The organism is Nocardioides albertanoniae, from assembly GCF_006716315.1.
GTDB lineage: Bacteria > Actinomycetota > Actinomycetes > Propionibacteriales > Nocardioidaceae > Nocardioides > Nocardioides albertanoniae.
In genome coordinates, this window is record NZ_VFOV01000001.1 from 323,830 (window position 1) to 347,166 (window position 23,337).

22 protein-coding genes and 3 tRNA genes are annotated in these 23,337 nt (G+C 69.0%); 15 read left to right on the forward strand and 10 right to left on the reverse strand.

The genetic code is table 11. The features are described from left to right. Positions 1-7: 7 nt before the first annotated feature. On the reverse strand, positions 8-577 hold the full coding sequence (gene mobA / locus FB381_RS01545) for a molybdenum cofactor guanylyltransferase (protein WP_141778659.1): 570 nt from the start codon (positions 575-577) through the stop codon (positions 8-10). Between the two features lie 24 nt (positions 578-601). Here mobA and FB381_RS01550 point away from each other — a divergent pair, with 24 nt between their 5' ends. The 4 genes from FB381_RS01550 (at position 602) to FB381_RS01565 (ending at position 3,704) form a co-directional block, all read left to right on the forward strand. Beyond that, a complete protein-coding gene (locus tag FB381_RS01550; RefSeq protein WP_141778660.1) occupies positions 602-1,378 on the forward strand; it encodes a carbon-nitrogen hydrolase family protein in 777 nt (258 codons plus the stop codon). An 85-nt stretch (positions 1,379-1,463) separates the two neighbouring features. Beyond that, positions 1,464-3,257, forward strand: a complete 1,794-nt coding sequence (locus tag FB381_RS24170; protein WP_246087913.1) for a hypothetical protein — start codon at positions 1,464-1,466, stop codon at positions 3,255-3,257. A gap of 54 nt (positions 3,258-3,311) precedes the next feature. Next, complete coding sequence (locus FB381_RS01560) at positions 3,312-3,542, forward strand: biotin/lipoyl-binding carrier protein (protein ID WP_141778661.1); 231 nt, start codon at positions 3,312-3,314, stop codon at positions 3,540-3,542. 74 nt (positions 3,543-3,616) lie between these two features. Next, positions 3,617-3,704 (forward strand) — tRNA-Ser (locus tag FB381_RS01565). Positions 3,705-3,732: 28 nt separating this feature from the next. Here the strand turns inward: FB381_RS01565 and FB381_RS01570 are convergent. Then, positions 3,733-3,957: a hypothetical protein gene (locus FB381_RS01570; protein ID WP_141778662.1), complete on the reverse strand. Its 225-nt coding sequence runs from the start codon at positions 3,955-3,957 to the stop codon at positions 3,733-3,735. Between the two features lie 171 nt (positions 3,958-4,128). Here FB381_RS01570 and FB381_RS01575 point away from each other — a divergent pair, with 171 nt between their 5' ends. From FB381_RS01575 to FB381_RS01585, 3 genes are all read left to right on the forward strand, one after another. After that, positions 4,129-4,623, forward strand: coding sequence for a hypothetical protein (locus FB381_RS01575; RefSeq protein WP_246088292.1), 495 nt, complete (start codon positions 4,129-4,131; stop codon positions 4,621-4,623). 44 nt (positions 4,624-4,667) lie between these two features. Then, positions 4,668-4,759: transfer RNA gene (locus FB381_RS01580), tRNA-Ser, on the forward strand. Positions 4,760-4,940: 181 nt separating this feature from the next. Next, on the forward strand, positions 4,941-5,123 hold the full coding sequence (locus FB381_RS01585) for a hypothetical protein (protein ID WP_141778664.1): 183 nt from the start codon (positions 4,941-4,943) through the stop codon (positions 5,121-5,123). A 48-nt stretch (positions 5,124-5,171) separates the two neighbouring features. Here FB381_RS01585 and FB381_RS01590 read toward each other — a convergent pair whose 3' ends face one another. Further along, positions 5,172-6,242 carry a LuxR family transcriptional regulator gene (locus tag FB381_RS01590; protein ID WP_246087914.1) on the reverse strand — a complete coding sequence of 357 codons (1,071 nt, stop codon included), beginning with the start codon at positions 6,240-6,242 and terminating at the stop codon, positions 5,172-5,174. Between the two features lie 108 nt (positions 6,243-6,350). Here FB381_RS01590 and FB381_RS01595 point away from each other — a divergent pair. Next, a tRNA-Arg gene (locus FB381_RS01595) sits at positions 6,351-6,423 on the forward strand. A gap of 135 nt (positions 6,424-6,558) precedes the next feature. Here the strand turns inward: FB381_RS01595 and FB381_RS24025 are convergent. The 3 genes from FB381_RS24025 to FB381_RS01610 form a co-directional block, all read right to left on the reverse strand. Beyond that, positions 6,559-7,737: an HDIG domain-containing metalloprotein gene (locus tag FB381_RS24025; protein ID WP_211352298.1), complete on the reverse strand. Its 1,179-nt coding sequence runs from the start codon at positions 7,735-7,737 to the stop codon at positions 6,559-6,561. A gap of 105 nt (positions 7,738-7,842) precedes the next feature. After that, positions 7,843-9,102: a TerC family protein gene (locus FB381_RS01605; RefSeq protein WP_141778665.1), complete on the reverse strand. Its 1,260-nt coding sequence runs from the start codon at positions 9,100-9,102 to the stop codon at positions 7,843-7,845. Positions 9,103-9,149: 47 nt separating this feature from the next. Then, positions 9,150-9,770, reverse strand: a complete 621-nt coding sequence (locus tag FB381_RS01610; RefSeq protein WP_170225026.1) for a TetR/AcrR family transcriptional regulator — start codon at positions 9,768-9,770, stop codon at positions 9,150-9,152. Positions 9,771-9,831: 61 nt separating this feature from the next. On the opposite strand from FB381_RS01610, the gene FB381_RS01615 reads away from it, so the two are divergent. Both FB381_RS01615 and FB381_RS01620 read left to right on the forward strand, forming a co-directional pair. Next, a complete protein-coding gene (locus tag FB381_RS01615) occupies positions 9,832-12,531 on the forward strand; it encodes an MMPL family transporter (protein ID WP_141778667.1) in 2,700 nt (899 codons plus the stop codon). Continuing rightward, positions 12,528-14,660 carry a YhgE/Pip domain-containing protein gene (locus FB381_RS01620; protein WP_141778668.1) on the forward strand — a complete coding sequence of 711 codons (2,133 nt, stop codon included), beginning with the start codon at positions 12,528-12,530 and terminating at the stop codon, positions 14,658-14,660. The genes FB381_RS01615 and FB381_RS01620 overlap by 4 nt, the downstream gene beginning before the upstream one ends. Positions 14,661-14,772: 112 nt before the next feature. On the opposite strand, the gene FB381_RS01625 is transcribed toward FB381_RS01620, so the two are convergent. Further along, positions 14,773-15,462 (reverse strand): nitroreductase, encoded by a 690-nt coding sequence (locus tag FB381_RS01625; RefSeq protein ID WP_141778669.1) that lies wholly within the window; start codon positions 15,460-15,462, stop codon positions 14,773-14,775. 214 nt (positions 15,463-15,676) lie between these two features. Here FB381_RS01625 and FB381_RS01630 point away from each other — a divergent pair, with 214 nt between their 5' ends. From FB381_RS01630 to FB381_RS01640, 3 genes are all read left to right on the forward strand, one after another. Next, positions 15,677-16,579: a hypothetical protein gene (locus FB381_RS01630; protein WP_141778670.1), complete on the forward strand. Its 903-nt coding sequence runs from the start codon at positions 15,677-15,679 to the stop codon at positions 16,577-16,579. Positions 16,580-16,644: 65 nt separating this feature from the next. Beyond that, positions 16,645-17,412, forward strand: coding sequence for an SDR family oxidoreductase (locus tag FB381_RS01635; protein ID WP_141778671.1), 768 nt, complete (start codon positions 16,645-16,647; stop codon positions 17,410-17,412). 9 nt (positions 17,413-17,421) lie between these two features. Continuing rightward, the gene (locus FB381_RS01640) at positions 17,422-18,639 is read left to right on the forward strand and encodes an acetyl-CoA C-acetyltransferase (protein ID WP_141778672.1); all 1,218 of its coding nucleotides are present in this window, start codon (positions 17,422-17,424) and stop codon (positions 18,637-18,639) included. Positions 18,640-18,758: 119 nt separating this feature from the next. On the opposite strand, the gene FB381_RS01645 is transcribed toward FB381_RS01640, so the two are convergent. After that, entirely contained in the window at positions 18,759-19,010 is a 252-nt protein-coding gene (locus FB381_RS01645; protein ID WP_141778673.1) for a type II toxin-antitoxin system RelE family toxin, read from the reverse strand. Next, positions 19,007-19,267 carry a ribbon-helix-helix protein, CopG family gene (locus tag FB381_RS01650; protein WP_141778674.1) on the reverse strand — a complete coding sequence of 87 codons (261 nt, stop codon included), beginning with the start codon at positions 19,265-19,267 and terminating at the stop codon, positions 19,007-19,009. Before FB381_RS01650 ends, FB381_RS01645 begins: the two co-directional genes overlap by 4 nt. A gap of 129 nt (positions 19,268-19,396) precedes the next feature. Between FB381_RS01650 and FB381_RS01655 the strand changes: the two genes are divergently transcribed. Continuing rightward, positions 19,397-20,995: a cation:proton antiporter family protein gene (locus tag FB381_RS01655; RefSeq protein ID WP_141778675.1), complete on the forward strand. Its 1,599-nt coding sequence runs from the start codon at positions 19,397-19,399 to the stop codon at positions 20,993-20,995. Positions 20,996-21,001: 6 nt separating this feature from the next. Here FB381_RS01655 and FB381_RS01660 read toward each other — a convergent pair whose 3' ends face one another. Next, complete coding sequence (locus FB381_RS01660) at positions 21,002-22,558, reverse strand: AMP-binding protein (RefSeq protein WP_141778676.1); 1,557 nt, start codon at positions 22,556-22,558, stop codon at positions 21,002-21,004. Between the two features lie 70 nt (positions 22,559-22,628). Between FB381_RS01660 and FB381_RS01665 the strand changes: the two genes are divergently transcribed. Beyond that, positions 22,629-23,246 carry a TetR/AcrR family transcriptional regulator gene (locus FB381_RS01665; RefSeq protein WP_141778677.1) on the forward strand — a complete coding sequence of 206 codons (618 nt, stop codon included), beginning with the start codon at positions 22,629-22,631 and terminating at the stop codon, positions 23,244-23,246. Positions 23,247-23,337: the final 91 nt, after the last annotated feature.

Consider the following 23,337-nt stretch of genomic DNA (forward strand, 5'->3'; position numbering starts at 1 on the left):
ACCCACACTAGAGCGACTTCAAATCCGTCCAGGTGTCGACGTCACGGTGCTCGTCGCCCTCGGAGGCGACCTCGACCAGCTCCAGATCGGCCAGCAGCGTGCGCAGCGGCATCCCGTGCTGGCCCTCGTGGTCGGGCCGGATCTCGGCGAGCCGTGCCGTCGAGAGCACGTACGCCAGCTGCCGGCGTCCGTCGGGGCCGACGAGCACCGCGCCGTCCCGCCCGAAGGCCGCCTCGCGGAGCCGCGACAGGGTGCGCGGGCGCAGGAACGGCATGTCGACAGCGGTCACGCCGACGTACGCCCGGGGTCTGAGCAGCGCGTCGACGCCGGTCAGCAGCGCGGCGACCGGTCCGCCGAAGCGCGGGTCCTCGCGGACGAAGGTGACCGGGCGCTCCGTCATCACCGGGTCACCCACGACGACGACCTCCATGGCGTCGACGACTGCGTCGAGCGCCCAGGCCAGCATGGTGCGGCCGCCGAGCTCGATCCCGGACTTGTCGATCCCGTCGAGTCGGGAGCTGCGACCCCCGGCGAGCAGCACCGCGGCGTACGGCTCCCATTCGTCCCACTCGCTCACGCACCCAGACCCTACGCTGGAACCATGAGCAGCTGGGACACCCTCTCGATCAGCCTCGTGCAGCGCGCGTCCGGTCTGGACCCCGCCGCCAACCGGGCGCTGCTGGCCGAGCTGACGCCGCCCGACAGCGACCTGGTCGTCTTCCCCGAGGTCTTCGCGCGCGACTTCGGCAAGCCCGGGTCCGACCTGAGCCCCTATGCGGAGGCGCAGGACGGGCCGTTCGGCACCGAGCTGGCGCGGGTCGCGGGGGAGCGTGGGGCGACGGTGGTGGCCGGCATGCTCGAGATCAGCGGTGATCCCGACGGCCGGCCGTTCAACACCCTGCTCGTGCGGGGCGGTGCGAAGGCGTCTTATCGCAAGATCCACCTCTATGACTCCTTCGGCTACAAGGAGTCGGATGCGCTGGTCGCGGGCGAGACCGAGCCCGTGGTCGTCGACATCGACGGCGTCCCGACCGGGCTGATGACCTGCTACGACCTGCGCTTTCCCGAGCTCACGCGGCGCCTCGTCGACCAGGGCGCGGAGCTGATCGTGCTGCCGGCGGCATGGGTGGCGGGGCCGCGCAAGGTCGACCACTGGCAGACGCTCGTGCGGGCGCGCGCGATCGAGAACACCGTCTTCATCGCGGCCGCCGCCCAGTCGGCGCCGCGCTACAGCGGTCACTCCATGGTCGTCGACCCGCTCGGCGACGTGCTGGTCGAGGCCGGTGACGACGACGAGACCGTCGCCGCGACGATCGAGCGGTCGGTGCTCGAGGAGGCGCGCCGCACCAATCCATCCCTGGTCAACCGCAGAATGTGACCCTGGTCAACAACTCTGCGTCACAGCGGTAACCGGATATCGATGACTCGTTAGGTTCACCCCGACCCCGGTATCCTCGTCTGCTATGGACCGAGCCCCCCGCCGTCGCGCTGACAAGAGCAAGCGTGGCCGTCGTGCAGCCGGTCGTAGCGAGCCCACACCCGCATACGTCGAGCCGACCTCCAGCGAGGCGCTCGCGTATGACCAGTGGGCCGAGAACGACTGGTCGTCCTACCAGGAGACCGGTTGGGACGACGAGGCTTGGTACGACGACCACCAGTCACCTCAGGAGACGCCCGCTCCGGGCGGTGGCCGCCGGATCGCCGGCGGCGCCCAGCCCGAGCCGCAGCGACCCGAGCCCCGACGTCCTGAGCCGCGACGTCCTGAGCCGCGACGTCCTGAGCCGCGTCAGCCCCAGTCTCGTGAGCCCCAGGCGCCCGGCTACTCCGGCAGGCGAGCAGCCCGCTCGGCGCCGCCGGCACCCGAGGAGACCTACGGTGGCTATCCCGAGCCGGCGCCCGCGCTCAGCTCGCAGCGCACACCGGCGTACTCCTCGCAGGGGCCCTACGCCGGGTCTCCCGGCTTCGCGCAGGCACCGCACCAGACCCAGCAGCCCGCCTACCAGCCTGATCCTTATCAGGCCGATCCCTACCAGGCAGACGCTTACCAGGCAGATCCGTACCAGCCCGACGCCTACCAGCGCGACCCCTATCAGGCTGATCCCTATCAGTCCGACCGTTTCGAGCCGGTCGGCGCCGAGCCGGCCGTCGACCCCAACGGTGACTACGGTCCGCAGCCGACCCGTCGCGGTGCCACCGCGGCGAAGGTGACGGCCTTCCTGGCTCAGCCACGAGTGCCCAGTGCCGCCCGGGCTGGCCTCGGGATCATCGAGAGCCTGACCGCTGGCACGGTCCGGGTGATCTGGGTGGCCGCGCTCGTCGTCGGCCTCGCCGGCCTCGCGATCAGCGCCTTCGACCTCGGACCGCAGATCTTCGGCAGCCTCGGCGCCGCCGTCGTCGGCACCGCCTACACCTTCGCGCTCGCCCACCGCACCGGTGGCCGGCCGCTGATCTTCGGTCTGCTGGCGGCGGTGGCAGGCCTCGTCGTGGTGGTCACCGACAACGAGGCGCTGCGCACAGGGGCGTCGGTCCTGGTCGCCTCCGTGGCCGCGGTCCTCGCCGTGATGGCCACCGTGCCCGGGCGCCGGTTCCTGCAGGTGACCCGTGAGGCCTTCATCGCCGTCGGCATCGCCGCGGTGGGCAGCTTCGCCGCGCTCGGGTTCGAGCCCGTGGTGACGGTCTCGCGGTTCGAGTACGCCACCCTCGCCTGCGCGCTCGCGGTCGCCTTCTTCGCCGTCTACCGCCTCGGCGCGGGGCTGCACGGCCTCGGCCGCCGCGGAGCGATCGTGGTGGGCATCGGCGGTCTGATGCTCGCGCTCACCCTCATCTACGCCGAGATGCTGCGCCGCTACGGCAGCACCGGTCTGCTCGACTCGGTCGACGACATCCAGCACTGGTGCCGGCTGCACATCGGCGGCTACCCGCACCCGATCCAGGCGCTGTTCGGTGTCCCGGCGCTGGTCTGGGGCACCCACATGCGTGCCCGCCGCCGTCAGGGCTGGTGGGTCTGCCTCTTCGGCGTCACGCTCACCGCGCCGGTCGCGAGCACGTTCCTCAACCCCGACATCGGCCTCGCCGAGGCCGGCCTCTCGGTCATCTACAGCATCGCGGTCGGGCTGGTGCTCGCCTTCATCATCATCCGCATCGACCTCGCGTTCACCGGCTCGCAGGCGGCCGGTGGTGGCCGCAGGGCCGCTCGTGAGATCGACGAGTCCAGTGCCGTACGACCTGAGCCCAGCCGCACCCGTGCGCTGCTCTGAGCCTGGCCTCCTGGTCCGCTAGGGATACCCCTCGGTAACGCGTACGTTCTGGATATGAGCCGCAGACCCCCCACCACGATCGCTGCCGAGATGGTCGCCAACGTCATCAACGTCGGCGTCCAGCCGGGAGACAAGATCGCTGTCGGTGACACCGTCATGCTCCTGGAGTCGATGAAGATGGAGATCCCCGTGCTCGCGGAGACGCCCGGCACCGTCGTGGCGGTCAAGGTCGCCTCGGGCGACGTCGTCCAGGAGGGCGACGTCCTGGTGGAGCTGAGCGTCTGAGCGTCTGAGCGACGGGGCGTGTCGCGGACACGCCCTGCCTCCACTACACTCCGTAGACGCGCCCACGGGTGCATGGAGAGGTGCCGGAGCGGCCGATCGGAACCGCCTTGAAAGCGGTCGTAGGGAGACCTACCGCGGGTTCGAATCCCGCCCTCTCTGCCAGATGAGCGCCAGCGAAAGCTGGCGGACCTCACACTTCGCGCAGGTGACGGTTCACGTCGACCATCAACCGCCGAAGCTCGAGGAGAAGGTCTTCGAGATCGGTGCGATCGAGCACGTCGTCGGCGAGCACGGCCAGCCGGCTCAGCAGCGTGCCGCGGTCGCGGAGCGCGCCGACGTCGGTCAGGGAGTGCCACTCCTGGCCCGTGTCGAGGATCTGAAGCGCCGAACGTACGCCGCCGAGCCGCTGACGCACCGACCAACGCCATAGCCCGACGTTGACCCCAGGACGGGGAGCGGCGATTGCGGTATCCAGGGCCCGAAGAGCATCCGTCATAGTGGGAAGCACACCTGTCATGAACAGATTGTGACCTAGGTCACGTCGAGGGGCAAGCCGATGCGGCTCCGGCCGTTCGTGTCGGTCACAATGGTGTGCGTGTCGTCCGCTGAACCCACCTTCTACCGCCTCGCTCCCGCCGTGCAGGCACGCCTTCTCGGCGCTGCAGTCGTCGGCCTGGCACTCCTCGTCTTCGTCGGCACCGCCGTCGTCATCCTGGCCCGGATCGACTTCGCCTGGCTCTTCCTCCCGCTCGTGGTCGGCGCCGTCGGAGTGATCGGCTTCGGGTGGTGGCTCCGCAACAAGGCGTACGTCGTGCGCGCCAGCGCCCAGGGTTACCGGGTTGCGTTCGTGCGGGGTGCCGGGGTGCGCGAGGCCCGGTGGGTCGACATCCAGGAGGCCGTGACCACCATGCCCGGCGGCTCGCCGTGCCTGGAGCTGCGGCTCAAGAAGGGTGGCGCGACGATCATCCCCGTGACCATCCTGAGCATCGACCGCGAGCAGTTCGTCCGCGAGCTCCAGGGCCATCTCAAGGCCACGATCAAGCCCCTCGATCCCACCCCTGGGCCCGCTGAACCCTCCTGATTGGGCCCAGGCGCGCAGGTGTTGCTAGCCTGTTCGCGCGGTATGGAGGCGTCGCCTAGTCTGGTCTATGGCGCTCGACTGCTAATCGAGTTTGGGGTCAAACCCATCGAGGGTTCAAATCCCTCCGCCTCCGCCAGTTTCATTGTGTTTGGCCCCCTTTACGAAGGGGGCCAAACCTTTTCTGACCTGCATCTTTACGCACTGCCCAATTCCGTACGGCGGAACCTGGGTTGGCTGTTACATGCGGCAGGCACCATACTTCTTGACGCAGGCCTCTCGGCGACATTCTCGGCCTCGAGACCACGAAGGGAAATTCTATGAAGCTCGTACGCTCTGCGGCGGCTCTTGCTCTGGCCTCCGCCGCCATGACTGTCGGTCTGTTCGCGGCGTCCGCCCCTGCCCAGGCCGACACCAGCTGGATCGCCGGCCAAGACGACACCAGCTGGTTCGCTGCGAACGACACCAGCTGGATCACTGCTGGCGGCGACACCAGCTGGTGAAGTCCAGCGGCTGACGGTGGTGATCCGTGGCGACACGGATCACCAGCATCAGCCGCGTGGCGGAGGTGTGTTGCCGCCTAGCTCGTCGGCTTCGGCGTCGCTGCGGCCGATCTCGTAGCCCAGCTGGAAACGGGTGTCTGCTCCGAACTCGTCCTTGAGGTCGGAGACATAGCCGGCGTACGTACGCGGGCTCACGCCGAGGCGTTTCGAAGCCGCAGGGTCGGAGTGTCCTTCGACCAGCATGCGCAAGGTCATGGACCTCTGCTCGCCGGCGACTTCCTTCATCGTCGACGTGTCGGCCGCGGAGAACGGACGTGCCCGTTCCCAGGATCGTTCGTAGACATCGACCAGATAGGCCACGACGGCAGGCTCGCGCACCGCGATCGCGGTGTCGATCCCGTCGGGTCCCGGGATGACGGCGACCCGGCGGTCGAAGATGAGGATCTTGTTGAAGAACTCGTCCAGCGTCCGGACTTCACCGCCCGCCTCCGAGACGGCAGAGACGTAGTCCCGAGTCGCCGCGTTGCGGCGGGCCGCATGCTGATAGAGCGTACGCATCGCCACGCCCCGCCCGAGGAGGGCAGCGTCCTTACGGGCGGTCTCTGCGAGCACGCTCGGATCGCGCGTGGCCTGGGGCTGAGCGGTGAGCGCCTCGAACTCGCACTCCGCAGCCAGGGAGTCGATGAACGGCTGGATCTGTGGCCGGTGGATGTTGGTGACGGCGGCGTGCTGATCGTCCGGCGCCGATCGGCGCCAGGCGCCGTGCAGGGCGGTGAAGTCGTTCGCCCACTCCGCCGACTCGTGGAGGAGCCTGATCCCTTCTTGGGTCATGGGTGTGACGATCTGCGCCTGCACCGTTGTCGGGTCGACAGTCACCCAGGTGCCAGGATTCTCGTCGGGGTTGCGGACGAGACCGAGCTCCTCGAGCGCAGCCAGCGCGTCGGCGTACTCTCCGCCCTCGCTGACCCGTGGGTCGGACACGGGGATCCCGCCCTGGTCCGAGATGAGTTCGAAGAGCTCGATGCCCTTGGCCTCGAACACTGCGCGCGTCTCGGACGCGTGCCCTCCGTCGGTCACGTTCTTCTCCTCGCCGGACGGCGTGGGTTGACGCTTGCTCACGCTCCACCTCCCCGATGCTGTGGCTGGCGCCAGATCCTCTCACACGTGAGGATTTCTGGTCACGCACCATCATCCGCTAGTGTTTCTACACGTTGCTCCGGTAACACTGCGCCTGTAGCTCAACGGATAGAGCATCTGACTACGGATCAGAAGGTTTGGGGTTCGAATCCCTACAGGCGCGCAAGTGAGAGACAGGCCCCTGACCAGGCGATGAGCCCGGTGAGGGGCCTTCTTCATGTCCGCAAAGAGCCTCGACATCAGGGCGCTTGCTCTCACTTTGCTCTCATCAGCATGTCAGACGCCCTCTCCGGAGTCGTCACGCCAGATCGGAGCGGTCCCCTCCACGCGCGGCTCTGACGCGGGCGACGGCCCCGAGGATCTCTGGCCGTGCCCGCCGGATGAACCGCGTCACCACGTGGTCCGCCCCATACCGTGTCTCGATCTCGTCCAGCCGATCCGCAGCGTCCACAGTCGTCCCGTCGGGGCCCGTCGTCATATCGCAGAAGCACACCGCGTCCTCGTAGTCCGTGGGAGGGCTCGCGAACTCGGAAAGCTCTGTGCTCAGGCCGCGTTCCTCTGCCTCCAGCACAGCGTAGGAATGGTGAGCCACCATCGATACGATCCGCTCGTCCCAACCTTCGCGTCGTAGGTGGCGTGCGCCATCGATCGCGTGCATTCCGGTGTCCACGAGTTCGGGGGCGTACCCGATGTCGTGAAGCCAGCATGCGGCCGCCAGGAGCTCGACGTCCAGCCGGAGATCCTCCCCAAGAGCCTCCGCCTTCTCTCCGACCGCCGACAGGTGTTGCCATCTACGGCCCAGCGGCTCAACCAGCCGGCCGGCCTCATCCTTTGCCGCGCTCAGTAGGTCGGGCACTCGGCCAACGTCGGTGCTCGGCCATGATGCGTGCCTACGCTTCGCATGCCGAGAGGTGAGGCGCAGCATGCGCTGCATCGCAGGCAGCAAGCCACGGAGATGCTCTCGCTGGGTGAAGATCGTCCACGCCAAGCCCGCCGCAGCAACGATCGAGGTCAGCCCAGCAAAAAACAACGTCAGCCAGGTCGCCGGGCTCGACTCTCGAGTCTCGCTTGAGTCAACGGTCACGCTTTGACGCTCGACCTCGGCGTCGTCGTCATTCATCTGCGCGATCGCTTCCTTGATTCGTCGATCGACCTCATCCTCGGTCACGTTGTCGTCGCCAACTGGGATGTAGCAGGCCATCCGGGCCTTCGCCTCGTCGCTCGGCAGGCAGAGCCACTCGGGAGGAGTCTCGACATCGACATCGACTTCAACAGGCACATGGTGGATGCCCTCAGCGTCGGTCACGTAGCCGACGCCGGTCTCCACCTCCTTGTTCGGCCCCGTCTTGTTGCCATCGGCGTACGACGTCGTGATGCCGACGACGACGGCCGCCCCGACTGCCGCGCCGACCAGGATCGATGCCGTGATCGCGACGACGTTGCCGAGGCTCGGTGGACCGTTTCGGCTGGGTGCCATGATGCGGACCTTACGACCGCCGACACTCACCGCTGGCGGTTTCGTGAGAACTTTCGCTACTGACTCGAGGCGGGCCTTCGGCCGCGAGCGCGGCCTCCGGGGTATCTACGGATCGGAACGGTTGGAGGCGCCTCCGTCGTCGTCCTTGACGATCTTGGGCGGGCCGGAGGGGGTGGCTTCGCCGCGCTCGACGGCGGCGGTGTGGCTGGCGAGAGCGCGCTCGAGGAGCTCCATGAGGGGTGTCTCCTGGCGAGCGATCTTCGTGTACTTCGGTCCGAGGGAGACGATCGTGTCGCGCTCGGCCAGGAGCGCGTTGTGGATGCGCTCGCGCTCGGCGGGGTCGGAGGTGTATTCGGAGTCGAGGTAGGAGGCGGCGTGGCGGCGGGCGTTGGCGATGGCGTTCTCGGCGCGGCCGCGCTTGCTGAAGAGCGAGGCGGCGATGGTGATCACGAGCACGCCGAGGATGACGGAGAGGGAGAGGCCGGTGCTGACCTCGGCGACGTGCACGGGCTCTCCGTCGTTGACGAACGGGATGTTGTTCTCGTGGAGCGCGTGCAGGATCAGCTTCACGCCGATGAAGGCGAGGATGGCGGCCAGCCCGTAGGACAGGTAGATGAGCCGGTCGAGGAGGCCGTCGAGCAGGAAGTAGAGCTGGCGCAGTCCGAGGAGCGAGAACGCGGTCGCGGTGAAGACGAGGTAGACGTTCTGCGTCAGGCCGAAGATCGCGGGGATCGAGTCGAGCGCGAAGAGGATGTCGGTGCCGCCGATGGCCACCATCACCAGCAGCATGGGGGTGAGGATGCGCTTGCCGTTCTCGACGGTGAAGAGCTTGTCGCCGTCGAAGTGCTCGCTGACGTGGAAGAGCCTGCGGGTGAGGCGTACGACGAAGTTCTCCTTGTCGCCGGAGTCGTCGTCGGGTTTGAGCATGTTGCCGGCCGTGAGCAGCAGAATCAGCCCGAACAGGTAGAACACCCACGCGAAGGTGTTGATCAGCGCGGCGCCCACGAAGATGAAGCCGGTGCGCGCGACCAGCGAGAAGGCGATCCCGAAGAGCAGCACCTTCTGCTGGTCGTCGCGGGGCACATGGAAGCTGGCGATGATGATCAGGAAGACGAACAGGTTGTCGACCGAGAGCGCCTTCTCGGTGACGTAGCCGGCGAAGTATTCGCCGCCCATCGCCCCGCCGCCGAAGACCAGCACACCCACGCCGAACACGAGCGCGATGCCCACGTAGATCGACGACCAGATCGCGGCCTCACGCAGCGTGGGCGTGTGGGCCTTGCGTACGTGGAAGAAGTAGTCGAACGCGAGCAGCCCGACGATCCCGATCACCGTGAGCAGCCATACCCATGCTGGTGCACCCATACTGACAACCCCCAAGAGCTGATCTGCGAGTTCGGCCTTGCCTCAGCCTATGCGGGTGCCTTCGGCACAGACACCCCATCGAGGATCTGGGGGAGCGCTTCGTCGAGAAGTTTGTCGGCACGCGGGTCGTCGGGGTTGATCGCGCGCATCGTGAGGCTGTGCAGGAACACGCCCATCATCGTCTGGGCGAGGAGGTCGGTCGGCATCGTGGACGTGCAGTCGAGCCGGTCCAGAGCGAGCTCGACGACCTCGACGAGCTGCTCGCTGAGCGCGGCGAAGGTGGCCGAGCTGATCTCTCGCGCATCGGGGTCGCGGAGGCTCTGCAGGACGACCTCGCTCTGCAGCACGAACCACCGATCCTGCATGGGGCGCAGCGCGTCGAAGGCGGTCGCGATCAGCGACCCGCTCGACTCGGTCTCCCCGTGGGCGCCGATGGCGGAGCGTACGGACTCGATCAGGGCCTCCGACTCCTCCTTGAAGGCTTCGAGGAGCACCTCCTCGACGGTGCCGAAGTTGGAGTAGAACGCGCCGCGTGTGTAGCCGGCGGCGCTGACGAGGTCGTCGACGGTGACCCTGCGCGCTCCACGCTCGACGAAGACGTCGACGGCTGCGGTGAGCAGTCGGGCGCGGGTGTTCGTACGTCGCCTGGGGGCCTTCACTTCCGTCATGTAGTCATCCTCACACAATCCGATGATACATTTTTGAATCCAATGCATTAATGTATCGAATGTGTCCTCCTACCTCTACCGCCTCGGCCGCCAGGTCGCTCGCCACGCCAAGAGCGTGCTGGCCCTCTGGCTGCTGATCGCCGTGCTCCTCGGAGTGCTGACCGTGTCGCTCGGCGGCAAGCTGCAGAACGACTTCACGATCCCCGGCACCGAGTCGCAACAGGGCCTCGACTCGCTCACCCAGCGCTTCCCGGAGGTCTCCGGCACCTCGGCGCAGCTGGTGTTCGTCGCCCCCGACGGGGAGAAGATCACCGACCACCGCAAGGAGGTCGAAGCGGTGCTCGCCGAGGTCGAGAAGGTCGACCACGTCAGCACGGTCACCGACCCGCTGGCCAAGGCGACCAGGACCGTGAGCGACAACGGCAGGGACGCGCTGGCGACCGTGCAGTTCGATCTCGGCATCGACGAGCTGCCCGAGAGCGCGACCGAGCAGCTGGAGCGCGTCGCGGTCACGCCCGACGGATCGGACCTCGACATCAACATCGGCGGGGATGCGTACGCCGCCACCGGGGTGCACGTCAGCGCGACCGAAGGCATCGGGGTGCTGATCGCCCTGCTGGTGCTGGCGATCACCTTCGGCTCGCTGCTGGCTGCCGGTCTGCCGATCCTGACCGCGCTGCTCGGGGTGGGGATCGCGATGGCGGGCATCCTCTCGACCGCGGCGTTCACCACCATCTCGGCCACGACCCCGACCCTGGCGCTGATGATCGGGCTCGCGGTCGGCATCGACTACGCCCTGTTCGTCATCGCCCGGCACCGTAGCCAGCTCGCCAACGGGCTGGGGGTGGAGGAGTCGATCGCGCGGGCGGTCGCGACCGCCGGCAGCGCGGTCATCTTCGCCGGTGTCACGGTCATCATCGCGCTCTGCGGCCTCGTGGTCGCCGGCATCCCGTTCCTGGCGGTGATGGGCTACGCCGCGGCCTCGGCCGTGCTGGTCGCGGTGGCCGTGGCGCTCACCGCCGTGCCGGCGCTCCTCGCGATCGCGGGTGAGCGACTGCGTCCCAAGCGTGGGTCTCGGGCCCATCGGCGTGAGGCTGCTGCGGAGGGGCGGCCTCACGCCATCACTCTCGGAACCCGGTGGGTGCGGCTGGTGACCAAGGTGCCTGCCGTGACCGTCGTGATCTCCCTGCTGGTGATCGCCGTCCTGGCGATCCCGGCCAAAGACCTCACCCTGGGGCTCAACGACAACGGCAGTGCGGACCCCGGAAGCAGCGAGCGGGAGACGTACGACCTGATCAGCCGTGACTTCGGCCCGGGCTACAACGCTCCGCTCTTCGTGACGGCCGAGATCATCGACACCACCGACCCGATCGGTGTGATGGACGATCTGGGGAAGGTGCTCGGCGGCTACGAAGGCGTGCAGAAGGTGGCGCTGGCCACGCCGAACCAGACCGCCGACCTTGGGCTGGTGGTGATCTACCCGACCACGGAGAAGAGCGACCCGGCGACCGCCGACCTGGTCGAGGCGATCCGCGGCGACCATGCCGAGCTCGAGAAGCGGTTCGGCATCGACGACGTGATGGTGACCGGCCAGACCGCGGTCGCCATCGATGTCAGCGAACGCCTCTCGGGCGCGATCCTGCCGTTCGGTGCCGTCGTCGTCGGGCTCTCGCTGATCCTGCTGGCGCTGGTGTTCCGCTCGATCGCCGTGCCGCTGAAGGCGACGCTGGGCTACGTGCTCTCCGTGGGTGCCTCGTTCGGCGTCGTCGCGGCCGTCTTCGAGTGGGGCTGGGGCGCCGAGCTGCTCAACGTGGCGAAGGTCGGGCCGGTGATCGCGTTCTTCCCGATCATCTTGATGGGCGTGCTCTTCGGGCTCGCGATGGACTACGAGGTGTTCCTGGTCTCCAGGATGCGCGAGGACTTCGTGCACACCGGCGACGCGCGCGGGTCGGTCGACACCGGGTTCGCGGCCAGCGCCCGCGTCGTGACCGCCGCTGCCATCATCATGATCGCCGTCTTCGCCGCCTTCATCCCCGAAGGCGACCCGATCGTGAAACCGATGGCGCTCGGCCTCGCCGTGGGTGTGCTCGTGGACGCCTTCCTGGTGCGGATGACGCTGGTGCCGGCCGTGCTCGCCATGCTCGGCCGCGGTGCCTGGTGGCTGCCGCGCTGGCTCGATCGACGGATGCCGGTGCTCGACATCGAGGGCGAGGCACTCGTCCACCACCTCGAGCATGCCGACTACGTCGCCGCGCACGGTGAGGTCGCCGTCCGGGCGCGGGGCGTGCAGGTGACCGGCGCGCTCGCACCGCTCGACCTCACCCTCCCGCCGGCCGGTCTCGGCATCGTCCACGGCACGGATCCGGTGGCCCGCTCGGCAGCGCTGGCGGCCATCACCGGACGCCTCGGCTTCGACGGGCAGCTGGCCGTGCTCGACCGGCTGCTGCCCGAGGAGTCCGCAGGCGTACGCCGCCGGGCGGCTCTGGTGGACAGCGTCGAGGCCGCGCTCGAGATGAGCGGACGCGCGCTCGGGCTGGTCGCGATCGACAGCCCCGCCGACCTCGACAGCGGTCAGGTGGCGGCGTTGTCCGCGCTGACCTCTCGCGGCATCACGGTGCTCCTCGGAGTGCCCCACCCGCCTCGCGTCACCCAGGTCGCCGACGCGCTCGCGCATGCCGCACCGCCCGCCGGTGACCGACCCCAGACCGAGATCACCGAGCCGGCCGACAACACGGTCGGCGTCCTGGAGACAGTCCGATGAAACGTACGAACGTCCGTTCAGCCGCCCGCGCCACTCGTGCCCAGATCACGCCTGGCCGCAGTCTGGTGGCGGCCGTGATCCTGCTGCCCGTCATCGTGACGGCGCTCGCCCTGGTCTCGCTCGGTGACCGCGCCGACAACCTCGACAAGGTGCCTGCCGCGGTGGTCAACCTCGACGAACCCGTCACCACCGGGAAGGGGAAGGACAAGCAGACCGTGTTCGCCGGGCGCGCACTCGCGGCCGACCTGGTCTCCTCGTCCGGTTCCTCCAGGTCGTCGGAGGGCCCCACCCTCGGGTGGGCGCTCACCGACGAGGAGGACGCGCGTGAGGGCTACGCCGACGGGAGCTACGCGGCGGTCATCACGATCCCCGAGGACCTCTCACGAACCCTCTCCGGCATCCCGGGCAGCGACCCCGCCGCCGGCAGGGTGGATGTGGAAGCCTCCGACGCCTCCAGCGAGGTGACCGCCGAGATCGCGCGGCAGGTCGCGCGCCAGTCGGCGGACACGCTGGGCCGCACCGTCACCACCACCTATCTCGACGGGGTCAGGGACCAGACCGGAAAGCTCAAGAAGAGCCTCGGCTCGGCAGCCGATGGCGCCGGCAAGCTCGCCGACGGCTCTGCCGCCGCCGACGACGGCGCCGGGAAGGTCGCCGACGGGGCACGCTCGCTCAGCGACGGCGCGTCCGGCGCTGCCGATGGGGCCTCCCAGGTGGCCGGCGGCCTCGGCGAGCTCGCCTCCGGCACCGACCGGCTCGAGGCCGGCGCCGGGCGGCTGGCCGGGGGAGCGGGCAAGGCCTCGCGGGGCGCCGACGAGCTGGCCGACGGTGCCGGCGAGCTCAGCGGTGGTCTCGGGCAGCTCGAGCGTTCGACCGCGGGCCTTCCGGGCCAGGCCGATTCGCTCGCCGCCGGTGCCAGCCAGGTGTCCGAGGGTGTGGCCGGCTACACGCAGCTCGCCAAGGGGTGGGCGCAGGCCTGCGCCACCGACCCGGTGCTGGCGGCGGCCCGGCCGCAGCTGTGCGGTGGCACCGCTGCGGCCGTCGGTGAGGGCGGCGCTCAGGCAGACCAGCTCGCCGCTGGCGCGTCGCAGGTCGCCGACGGTGCTGGTGTGCTGTCGCAGTCCGCACCCAAGCTGGCGGGCGGGATCTCCTCTGCCGCGTCCGGGGCCGACCAGGTCGCGACCGGTGCCGACCGGCTCGCCGGAGCCAACGCAGACATCGCCCAGGGAGCCGGTGCCCTCCAGGACGGTCTGACGAAGACGAACGACGGCGCGACCGCGCTCTCCGCGGGTGCTGACGAGCTGGCCGACGGCACCGGGCGACTCTCGAGCGGTTCGGCCGAGCTCGCGAACGGGGCCGACGAGCTCTCCTCCGGCACCTCATCGCTGAGCAAGGGCGCCGGCGACCTCGCCACCGGTCTCGACGACGGCGCCGAGCAGATCACGGTGCCCGACAAGAAGCAGACCGACGTCGTCGCCGACCCCGTGCGCGTCGACGTCGCGTCGACATCGTCCACGTCGGGGATCACTCGGCTGGCGCCCGCGGTGATCGCCCTGGCGCTGTGGATCGGCGCGCTGGCGATCTACCTGCTCCGGCCCGCCTTCCCCGTGCGACGGCTGCGCGAGGCGATCACGGCTCGCCGGCTCACGCTCCTGGGCCTGTGGCCGGCCGTGGTCGTCGGGCTCGCGCAGGCGGTGCTCCTCGTCGTCGCAGCCAGTGTGCTGGGCGCCGACCTCGACCGGCCCGTCGCCGCTGCCGGCATCGCGGGGCTCGCCGGCGTCGTCTTCGTCGCGGTGCACCAGACCACCGTCGCGCTCGCCGGGCAGCGGCGCGGCTGGCTCTTCTCGCTCGCCTTCCTCGCCCTGCAGGTGGTCTCCCTCGGCGGACTGCTGCCGACCGCCACCGCGTCCGGACCGTTCGCTGCGCTCTCCGGCGTCCTCCCGGTGCCGCTCGCCGCCGAGGCGTTGAGCGGCGTCTCGATCGCCCAGAGCGGCGCGGCCGTCGGTGGCCCCGTGGCCGGCCTGGTCCTCTGGCTCATCGGTGCGTCGGCGCTCAGCGTCTTCGCGGCGAGCCGGGCGCAGCGTACGTCGGTGGCGGAGATCCGGGGCGGCGTGGCTGCCGTCTCGTGAGCCGGTCGGACGTGTAACACGTCGTTCGCAGGACTTTCCGGTCGTTCAGATAGGGCGAGTAGTCCTACGAACGACGTGTTACAGCTCGCGCGGCGCTCAGCTCGAGGGACCCTCAGAGGCGGGTGTCGTGCAGCACGATGTGCTCCTCCAGCGGCGCGCGGCCGATGTCGAGGCGGTTCACGGCGGCGTCGGGGTCGGCGGTGCCGAAGGAGATGCCGTAGAGCAGCTTGAGGTCGGCGGGGAGCCCGAGGTGGGCGCGGACGGCGTCGGCGAACAGGCCGTGCATGCCCTGCGGGACGCCGTGGTAGCCGCGGGCGGTGAGCGAGAGCAGGAAGTTCTGGGCATACATGCCGACGTCGTTGGCAGCGCGTACGACATCGCCGAGCTCCGGCACGAAGAGCAGTGCCACGTGGGGCGCGCCGTAGAAGCGGAGGTTCTCCGCGACCGCCTTGGTGCGGCCGTCGACGTCGTCGCGGGCGATGCCCATGGCGCCGTAGAGGACGGCGCCGGCCTGCTGCGACCGCTGGGTGTGGACGCTGTCGTCGGCGCCGTACGTCGTGGTGAAGTCGGGGCTCATCTGGCCGGCCTCGAACGCCTTGAGCATCGCCTCGGCGAGGAGGTCGCGGGCGTCACCGGAGAAGACATGGACCTCCCAGGGCTGCGTGTTGCTGTGCGACGGGGCGCGCTGAGCGTCCTCGAGCACACCGCGGATGTCGTCGGCAGGCACCGGATCGGGCAGGAAGGCCCGGGTGGACCGTCGGGAGCGGATCACGTCGGTGAAGAGCTGCGCAGGGGACGTCAAGGGAGGTTCCTCTCGAGATTTCGCTGAGGTCGAAGACCACGGACTACGACCAAGCAAAGGCGGAGAGAGTCTCCGGTATTCCTTCTCCGGCGGCGCCGTGGCTCACGACACACCGTGTGCTCCTACCCGGTTCCGGTGATGGCCGGGCGTCGTCCCGGGCGTGGGGGTGGGGGCGTCGAAGACTCGAGGTCCGACCTACCCGAAGGGGAGACCCATGATTCGAAAACTCGTCTGTGCGGCCGCGGCGGGGGTCGCCGCGGCCGCCCTCTGGGTGACGCCTTGGGCGTCGTCGCCGGCCACGGCGGCGCCGCTCCTGCAGCTCTCCGGTGCGATCTTTACCAGCGACGTCTCCGGTGCGCCCGTCAATCTCAACCACTACGCCGCCAAGGAGGACGTCTATCTCAACGGCGGCCCCGGCACCAACGCGCCCGTCGACGCGGCCGGTCTGCCCGCCGGGATCTACGCCTTCCAGGTGACCGACCCGTCCGGCAAGACGCTGCTCTCCACCGACCCGGTCGCCTGCCGCCGGGTCGAGGTCGACGACAGCGGCCGCTTCGCCAGCGTCGCGTCGAGCGGCGCCTGCGCGCACGCGACCGGCACCGACGCCGAGGACGGCGGCATCACCGTGCAGCTGTTCCCCTTCCTCGACACCCCCAACAACGGTGGCGAGTACAAGGCCTGGCTGACGCCGTACGACGCGCTCGACCCCACCGCTCCGGGCAACCGTCACGGCTTCGTCCCTGCGGACAGCAAGACCGACAACTTCAAGGTGCGCGCCCGGGCGATCGTCGAGATCGACACCCGGTTCTCCCGTGACGGCGGGCCGTTCATGGATGGCCTGGCCGCCGAGTGGACCGACACGCTGGGGGCGCACAACGTGAAGTACTCCGAGTACAACCCGGCGGTGCTCGCCTTCCACGAGGCGCACGTCGAGGCGGCGGAGGCGGGGCTGCACACGATCACCGTGACCGACCAGCCCGGCTGCGAGATCGACGACGTGCACCACGACGGGCAGACGTTCTTCCCCGGCGCCACCGGCTCCGTCACCGTTCCGGTGGAGGTCAAGAAGCACATGAAGGGAGACCACACCTACTGGGTGGATGTGCACTGCGTCTGATCCGGGTGCCGGTCATCGCGACCTCAACCTAGCATTTGCTTGGTTTGACCCCTAGACTGCCGGACATGGCAGTCGAGATCGACTTCAGCGGCAAGGTGGTCGCGGTGACCGGTGGTGCCCGCGGAGTGGGCGCCGGCATCGTGGCGCGGTTCCTCGAGGCGGGGGCGGAGGTCGAGATCTGCGGTCGGAACGCGCCCGACGAGCTGCCCGTCGTCGACGGCCGCAAGCCGGTCTTCTCGCAGGTCGACGTGCGTGAGCCCGAGCAGGTCGCAGCCTGGATCGGTGCGATCATCGAGCGCCACGGCCGGCTCGACGTGGTCGTCAACAATGCGGGCGGGGCGCCCTACGCCGACTTCGCTGCGGCGTCGCCGAGGTTCCACGAGAAGATCTCCGCCATCAACTTCCTGGCGACCGCCTACGTCTGCCAGGCGGCGTACGAGGCATTGAAGGTCTCGCAGGGGTCGATCGTCAACATCAGCTCGATCTCGGCACGACGGCCGAGCCCCGGCACCGCGATCTACGGCGCCGCCAAGGCCGCCGTCGAGAGCCTGACCGGTTCGCTCGCGGTGGAGTGGGCGCCGGACGTACGCATCAACGCAGTCTCCTGCGGGATCGTCGCCACGCCCGGATCCGAGGATCACTACGGCAGCCCCGAGCAACGGGCGGCGGTGGCCGCGACCATCCCACGCGGGGTCTTCGCGACGCCTGCGGAGATCGGGGACGCCTGCCTCCTGCTCGCTTCGCCGCTCGCCACGCACATCACCGGCGCGGTGCTCGACGTCGACGGCGGCGGCGAGTGGCCCGCCTTCCTCCAGCACACCCCCAACTCCTGAGGAGAAACCGTGCCCGAAGCAGTCATCGTCTCTGCCGCCCGCTCGCCGATCGGCCGCGCCTTCAAGGGATCGCTCAAGGATCTGCGTCCCGACGAGCTGGCCGAGCAGATCGTACGCAGCGCCCTCGCGTTTGTTCCGGAGCTGGACCCGGCACAGCTCGACGACCTGATGATGGGCTGTGCGCAGCCCGCGGGAGAGCAGGGCTACAACATCGGCCGGGTCGTCGGCGTACGTCTGGGGCTCGACGCCGTGCCCGGCACCACCGTGCACCGCTACTGCGCCTCGTCGCTGCAGACCACCCGGATGGCCTTCCACGCGATCCGCGCGGGCGAGGGGGACGCGTTCGTCTCCGCCGGGGTGGAGTGCGTCTCCCGTTACGAGCGCGGCAAGGCCGACGGGATGCCCGACACCAAGGCCGAGGAGTTCCTCGAGGCCGGCGAGCGCGGCGCCGCACGGGTGGCCGCGGGCGAGGCCTGGACAGACCCTCGTGAGACCGGCGACCTGCCCGACTATCACCTCGCGATGGGCGAGACCGCCGAGAACGTCGCCGAGATGTACGGCATCACGCGCGAGGCGCAGGACGAGTGGGGCGTACGTTCCCAGAACCGCGCCGAAGCTGCAGCCGCACGTGGTTTCTGGGAGCGCGACATCACGCCGGTGACGCTCCCCGACGGGACGGTCGTCGCTGCTGACGACGGGCCGCGGGCAGGCGTGACGCTGGAGAAGGTCTCCGGGCTGAAGCCGGTCTTCCGCGAGGACGGCACCGTCACCGCCGGCAACTGCTGCCCGCTCAACGACGGCTCCGCGGCGCTGGTGATCATGAGTGACACCCGGGCGGCGGAGCTGGGGATCGAGCCGCTGGCGCGGATCGTGTCGACCGGAGTCTCCGGTCTCTCCCCCGAGATCATGGGGCTCGGCCCGGTCGAGGCCTCACGCCAGGCGCTCGCCCGTGCCGGCCTGACGCCCGGCGACATCGACCTGGTCGAGATGAACGAGGCGTTCGCGGCCCAGGTGCTTCCGAGCATCTCGCAGATCGGCCTCGACCCCGATCGGGTCAACGTCAACGGCGGCGCCATCGCCCTCGGCCACCCGTTCGGTTCCACCGGGGCCAGGCTCGCGACCACGCTTCTTCACGGGCTCCAGGAGACCGGCGGGCGTTACGGCCTGGAGACCATGTGTGCCGCCGGGGGTCAGGGGATGGCGCTGGTGATCGAGCGGCTGAGCTGATCTGACTGGAGCCGCATCAGGCGGTGTAACACGCTGTTCGAAGTACTACTCGCCCTATCAGATAGGGCGAGTAGTCGAACGAACAGCGTGTTACACGGCCGCCGGTCGGCCAAGCGGGGCTAGACGCTGCGCCGCCCCAGGTGGATCACGGCGACCGTGACGTAGCGCTCCTCAACGATGTAGATGATCCGGTAGTGGCCGATGCGGAGCCGGTAGCGGTCCTTGCCCCAGGCGTAGGCGCCGGCGTCGCGCGGCGTCTCGGCCAGGGTGTCGACGGTGTCGAAGACCTGGATCAGGCCGACCGGGTCGTCGTCGACGTACGCCTCGGCCGACTGCAGTGCTTCGTCGGCCCAGACGACCTCATAGCTCACCCGTGAGCGGGACGGTCGAGGCCGAGGGTGCGGCGAGCCTCGGCGTGCCGGGTGTAGGTGACCTCGCCGAGCTCACGACGCAGCGAGTAGCGGGCGACGGCCAGGTCGTCCTCGAGGTCTTCGATGCGCCGGTCCTGGTCGTTGAGGTAGGCGCGGATCGCCTCGCGGGCGATCTCCTGCTTGGAGCGGTTCTCCGTGCGCGCGCGATCGGTCAGCAGCCGGTCGTCGCTCTCGCTGAGTCGAAGTGTCATCGCCATACAACCCAGCGTAGCTCCGGGTTGGTATCAGCCGGTATCGTGCGAATGTCAAAGAATACGCCGAAATGTTTCAGCGACCTGCAGGGTTGACCCTGACGCCGAACGTTTCAGCATGAGGAGAAGGACCATATGTCGCTGACCGCGCTCTATCTGCTTGTCGCACTAGGAGCGGGGTTGGTCGCAATGTTCCTCAAGCTGCCGCCCCTGGTCGGTTTCCTGGCCGCCGGGTTCGGGCTGCACGCCGCCGGCGTCGGCGAGCTCGAGGGCCTGCACACGCTGGCCGACCTCGGCGTCACGCTGCTGCTGTTCGGCATCGGTCTCAAGCTCGACGTGAGGTCGCTGCTGCGTCCTGACGTCTGGCTGAGCACCTTCGCCCACCTCGGGTTCAGCATCCTGATCGGTGTCGGGCTGCTGGCCGGCATCGCGCCGCTCGGTTTCGCGCTCCTCGCCGACGCCGACCTGGGCGAGATGGCGCTGATCGCGTTCGTGCTCTCCTTCTCTTCGACCGTCTTCGCGATCAAGGTGCTCGACGAGCGTCACGACAACAACACGCTCTACGGCCGTATCGCGATCGGTGTGCTGGTCATGCAGGACATCGTCGCGGTGGTGTTCCTGACCATCTCCAAGGGCCACTGGCCCTCGCCGTGGGTGTTCGCGCTGGTGCTGCTGCTGCCGGGCGCCTGGCTCGCCCACCGGGTCTGGGACAAGATCACCTCCGCCGAGCTGACCGCCCTCTTCGGCCTGGCGATCGCGCTCGTGCCCGGCCACTGGCTCTTCGAGGCCGTGGGTCTCAAGGGCGACCTCGGCGCCCTGATCGTGGGTGTGCTCCTGGGGTCGCACGCCAAGGCGCCGGCGCTGGCCAAGCTCCTGTTCAGCACCAAGGAGCTGCTCCTGATCGCGTTCTTCCTCAGCATCGGCCTGACCGGGGTGCCCTCGATCGAGGATCTCGCGCTGGCCTCGGTGCTGCAGATCCTGCTGCCGTTCCAGGCCGCGGCGTACGTGGCGGTCTTCGCGCTCATGGGCCTGCGCTACCGCACCGCGACGCTGGCCTCGTTCACGCTGACCAACTACTCCGAGTTCGGCCTCATCGTGATCGTCATCGCGGCCTCGACCGGGTTGGCGTCGGCCCAGTGGCAGACCGTGCTCGCGGTGGCGACCTCGCTCTCGTTCCTGGTCGCCGCCGTCTTCAACGCCTACGCGCCGAAGCTGATCAACCTGCTCAACCAGGTGTTGCCCACGCAGAACCCCAAGCGGCTCCAGGAGGCCGACCGGCCGATCAACCTCGGCAACGCCAAGGCGCTGGTGGTCGGGATGGGCCGGGTGGGGCGTACGACCTACGAGGAGCTCCACGACACCCAGGGCTACAACGTGCTCGCCATCGAGCACGACTCGTTGCGGGCCGACTCGCTCAAGGCGGAGGGCTTCCGTGTGGTCGAGGCCGACGCCACCGACCAGGACTTCTGGGAGCGCGTCAAGAAGGGCGTCGGCATGGAGCTGGTCGTGCTCACGATGCCCTTCCACGGCGACAACCTGCTCGCGATGGACCTGCTCCGCAAGCTCGGGTTCACCGGCACGGTCGCGGCGATCGCGCTGCGGCCCGAGGAGCGCGACGAGCTCAAGAAGCGCGGCGCTCACGCCGTGCTGAACCTCTACGCCTCGGCCGGGTCCGACCTCGCCGAGAAGGCGCTCAGGATCAACCAGGAGCGCCAGACCGCCGCGGCCGGCTGATGCCGGTCATGACCTGAGCTCGGTCTTCAGGATCTTGCCGCTGGCGTTGCGAGGCAGCGCGTCCACGACGGCGTACGTCTTGGGCCGCTTGTAGTTCGCGAGCCGGTCTTTTAACCAGGTGTCGATCTCGTCGGGCACCAGGTCGTTCCGTACGACGACGAATGCGCGTCCCACCGAACCGAGCCTGGCGTCGGGTACGCCGATGACCGCCGACTCGACGATGTCGGGGTGGTCGGCGAGGGCGTTCTCGACCTCGGCGGGATAGACGTTGAAGCCGCCGACGGTGAACATGTCCTTGATCCGGTCGGTGATCTTCAGACAGCCGTGCTCGTCGAGACGACCCACGTCGCCCGTGTGCAGCCAGCCGTCGGCGTCGATCGCCTCCTGGGTGGCCTCCGGGTTCTCGAAGTAGCCGAGCATGACGTTGTCGCCGCGGATCCAGACCTCGCCGTCCTCGCCCTGGGCAGCATCCTCGCCGGACTCCGTGACGGTGCGGATCTCCAGCCCCTCGACCGCGGGGCCGACGACCTGGGCGACGTGGGCGGGGTCTTCACCCGGGCGGGTGGCGGTGGCGACCATGCACTCGGTCAGGCCGTAGGCACCCTTGACCTCGTCGATCCCGAGGATGTCGAGCATGTCGGAGAAGAGGCTCTCCGGCACGCTGGCGGCGCCGGCGATCGCGAACCGCAGCGAGGAGATGTCGTAGGTCTTCAGGTCGGGGTGGTTGATCAGCGTGGCGAAGATCGTCGGGGCGCCCGGGAGCACGGTGATCTGCTCGTCCTGGATCAGCTTCAGCGCCTGGGTCGGGTCGTACGTCGCGATCGGATGCACCGCTGCGCCCGAGGTGAAGGCCGCGATGAACCCGGCCTTGTAGCCGAAGCCGTGGAAGAACGGGTTGACGATGGCGTAGCGGTCTTCGGGCGTGAGTTCGGCGCCCCGGGCCCAGACGTCGGCGACCCCGATCGTCTGGCGCTGGGCGCTCATCACGCCCTTCGGCTTCCCGGTCGTGCCGGAGGTGAAGAGCAGGTCTGCGACGGTGTCGGGGGTCACCGATGCCTTGGCGCCGTCGAGGCGTTCGTCGGTGACCTCCTCGCCCTTGGCGAGGAACGCGGACCAGCCGACGACCGGAGCGGAGCTCGCGGCGTCGTCGCCGGACAGGTCGACGATCGCGATCAGGTGCTCGGGGAGAGGGCCGGCGTCGCGGAGCATCTGCACGTAGTCGGCGCCGAGGAAGCCGTTGAGGGTGATCAGCGCGGTCGCCCGTGACCGCTCGAGGATCTCGCGCGCCTCGTGCCCCCGGTAGCGGGTGTTGAGCGGCACCACGGCCGCGCCGATCGTCTGCGCGCCGAGCACCGCGACCGGGAACTCCCAGCGGTTGGGGGCCCAGATCGCGACGCGGTCGCCGCTGCGTACGCCGGCGGCGAGGAATGCCCGCGCTGCGTTCTCCGCGGCCTCGGCCAGGTCTGTGTAGGTGAGCGTCGTCGCGCCGTCGACGATGGCCGGTCGGTCGGCGTAGGACTGCTTGGCCTTCTCGAGCAGAGCGGGGATCGTGCGGGGGGTCATCGGATCGGTGCCTCCTGTGATGAGGCTCTTCAGCGTAGTTGAGCAACTGCTTGTTTGGTAGGGTTCGTCCATGACTGACACGGGGGTTGCGCCGAGAAGACGAGGCACGGCGACGGGGTCCACACGACGGGCCGAGCTGCTCACGTTGGCAGCGGAGATGTTCGCCACCAAGGGGTTCGCCCAGACGACCGTACGCGACATCGCGGACGGTGCCGGGATCCTCTCCGGCTCGCTCTACCACCACTTCCGCTCCAAGGAAGCGATGCTGACCGAGCTGCTCGCGGGCTTCCTCGACGGGCTCAACGCGCGGTTCACCGAGATCGTCGAGTCCGGCGTCGACCCCCAGGCAGACCTCGACGGACTGATCACGGAGTCGTTCCAGACGATCCATCGGGAGCGGCTCGCCGTCGCGCTCTACCAGAACGAGGCGTCATTCCTCTCCACCGTCGAGGGCTTCGAGTTCGTCGCCGAGCGCTCGCGTGAGAACGAGGCGCTGTGGATCCGGGTCATCGAGGCCGGTCAGGCCGCGGGCGTCTTCCAGGCGTCCCTGGACCCGGCACTGACCTACCGCTTCATCCGTGACGGCGTCTGGTCCACCGTCGCCTGGTATCGCCCCGACGGGCGGCACACCCCCGAGACGCTCTCGGAGCAGTATCTGAAGCTGCTCCATGCTGGGATCCTGGCCTGACGGGAGATCTCCCAGGGATACCCGGCCGACCGGGTATCCCTGGGGTTGACGGGCACTGGAACACCCGTCAACCCCATGAAGTGCCCGTCCA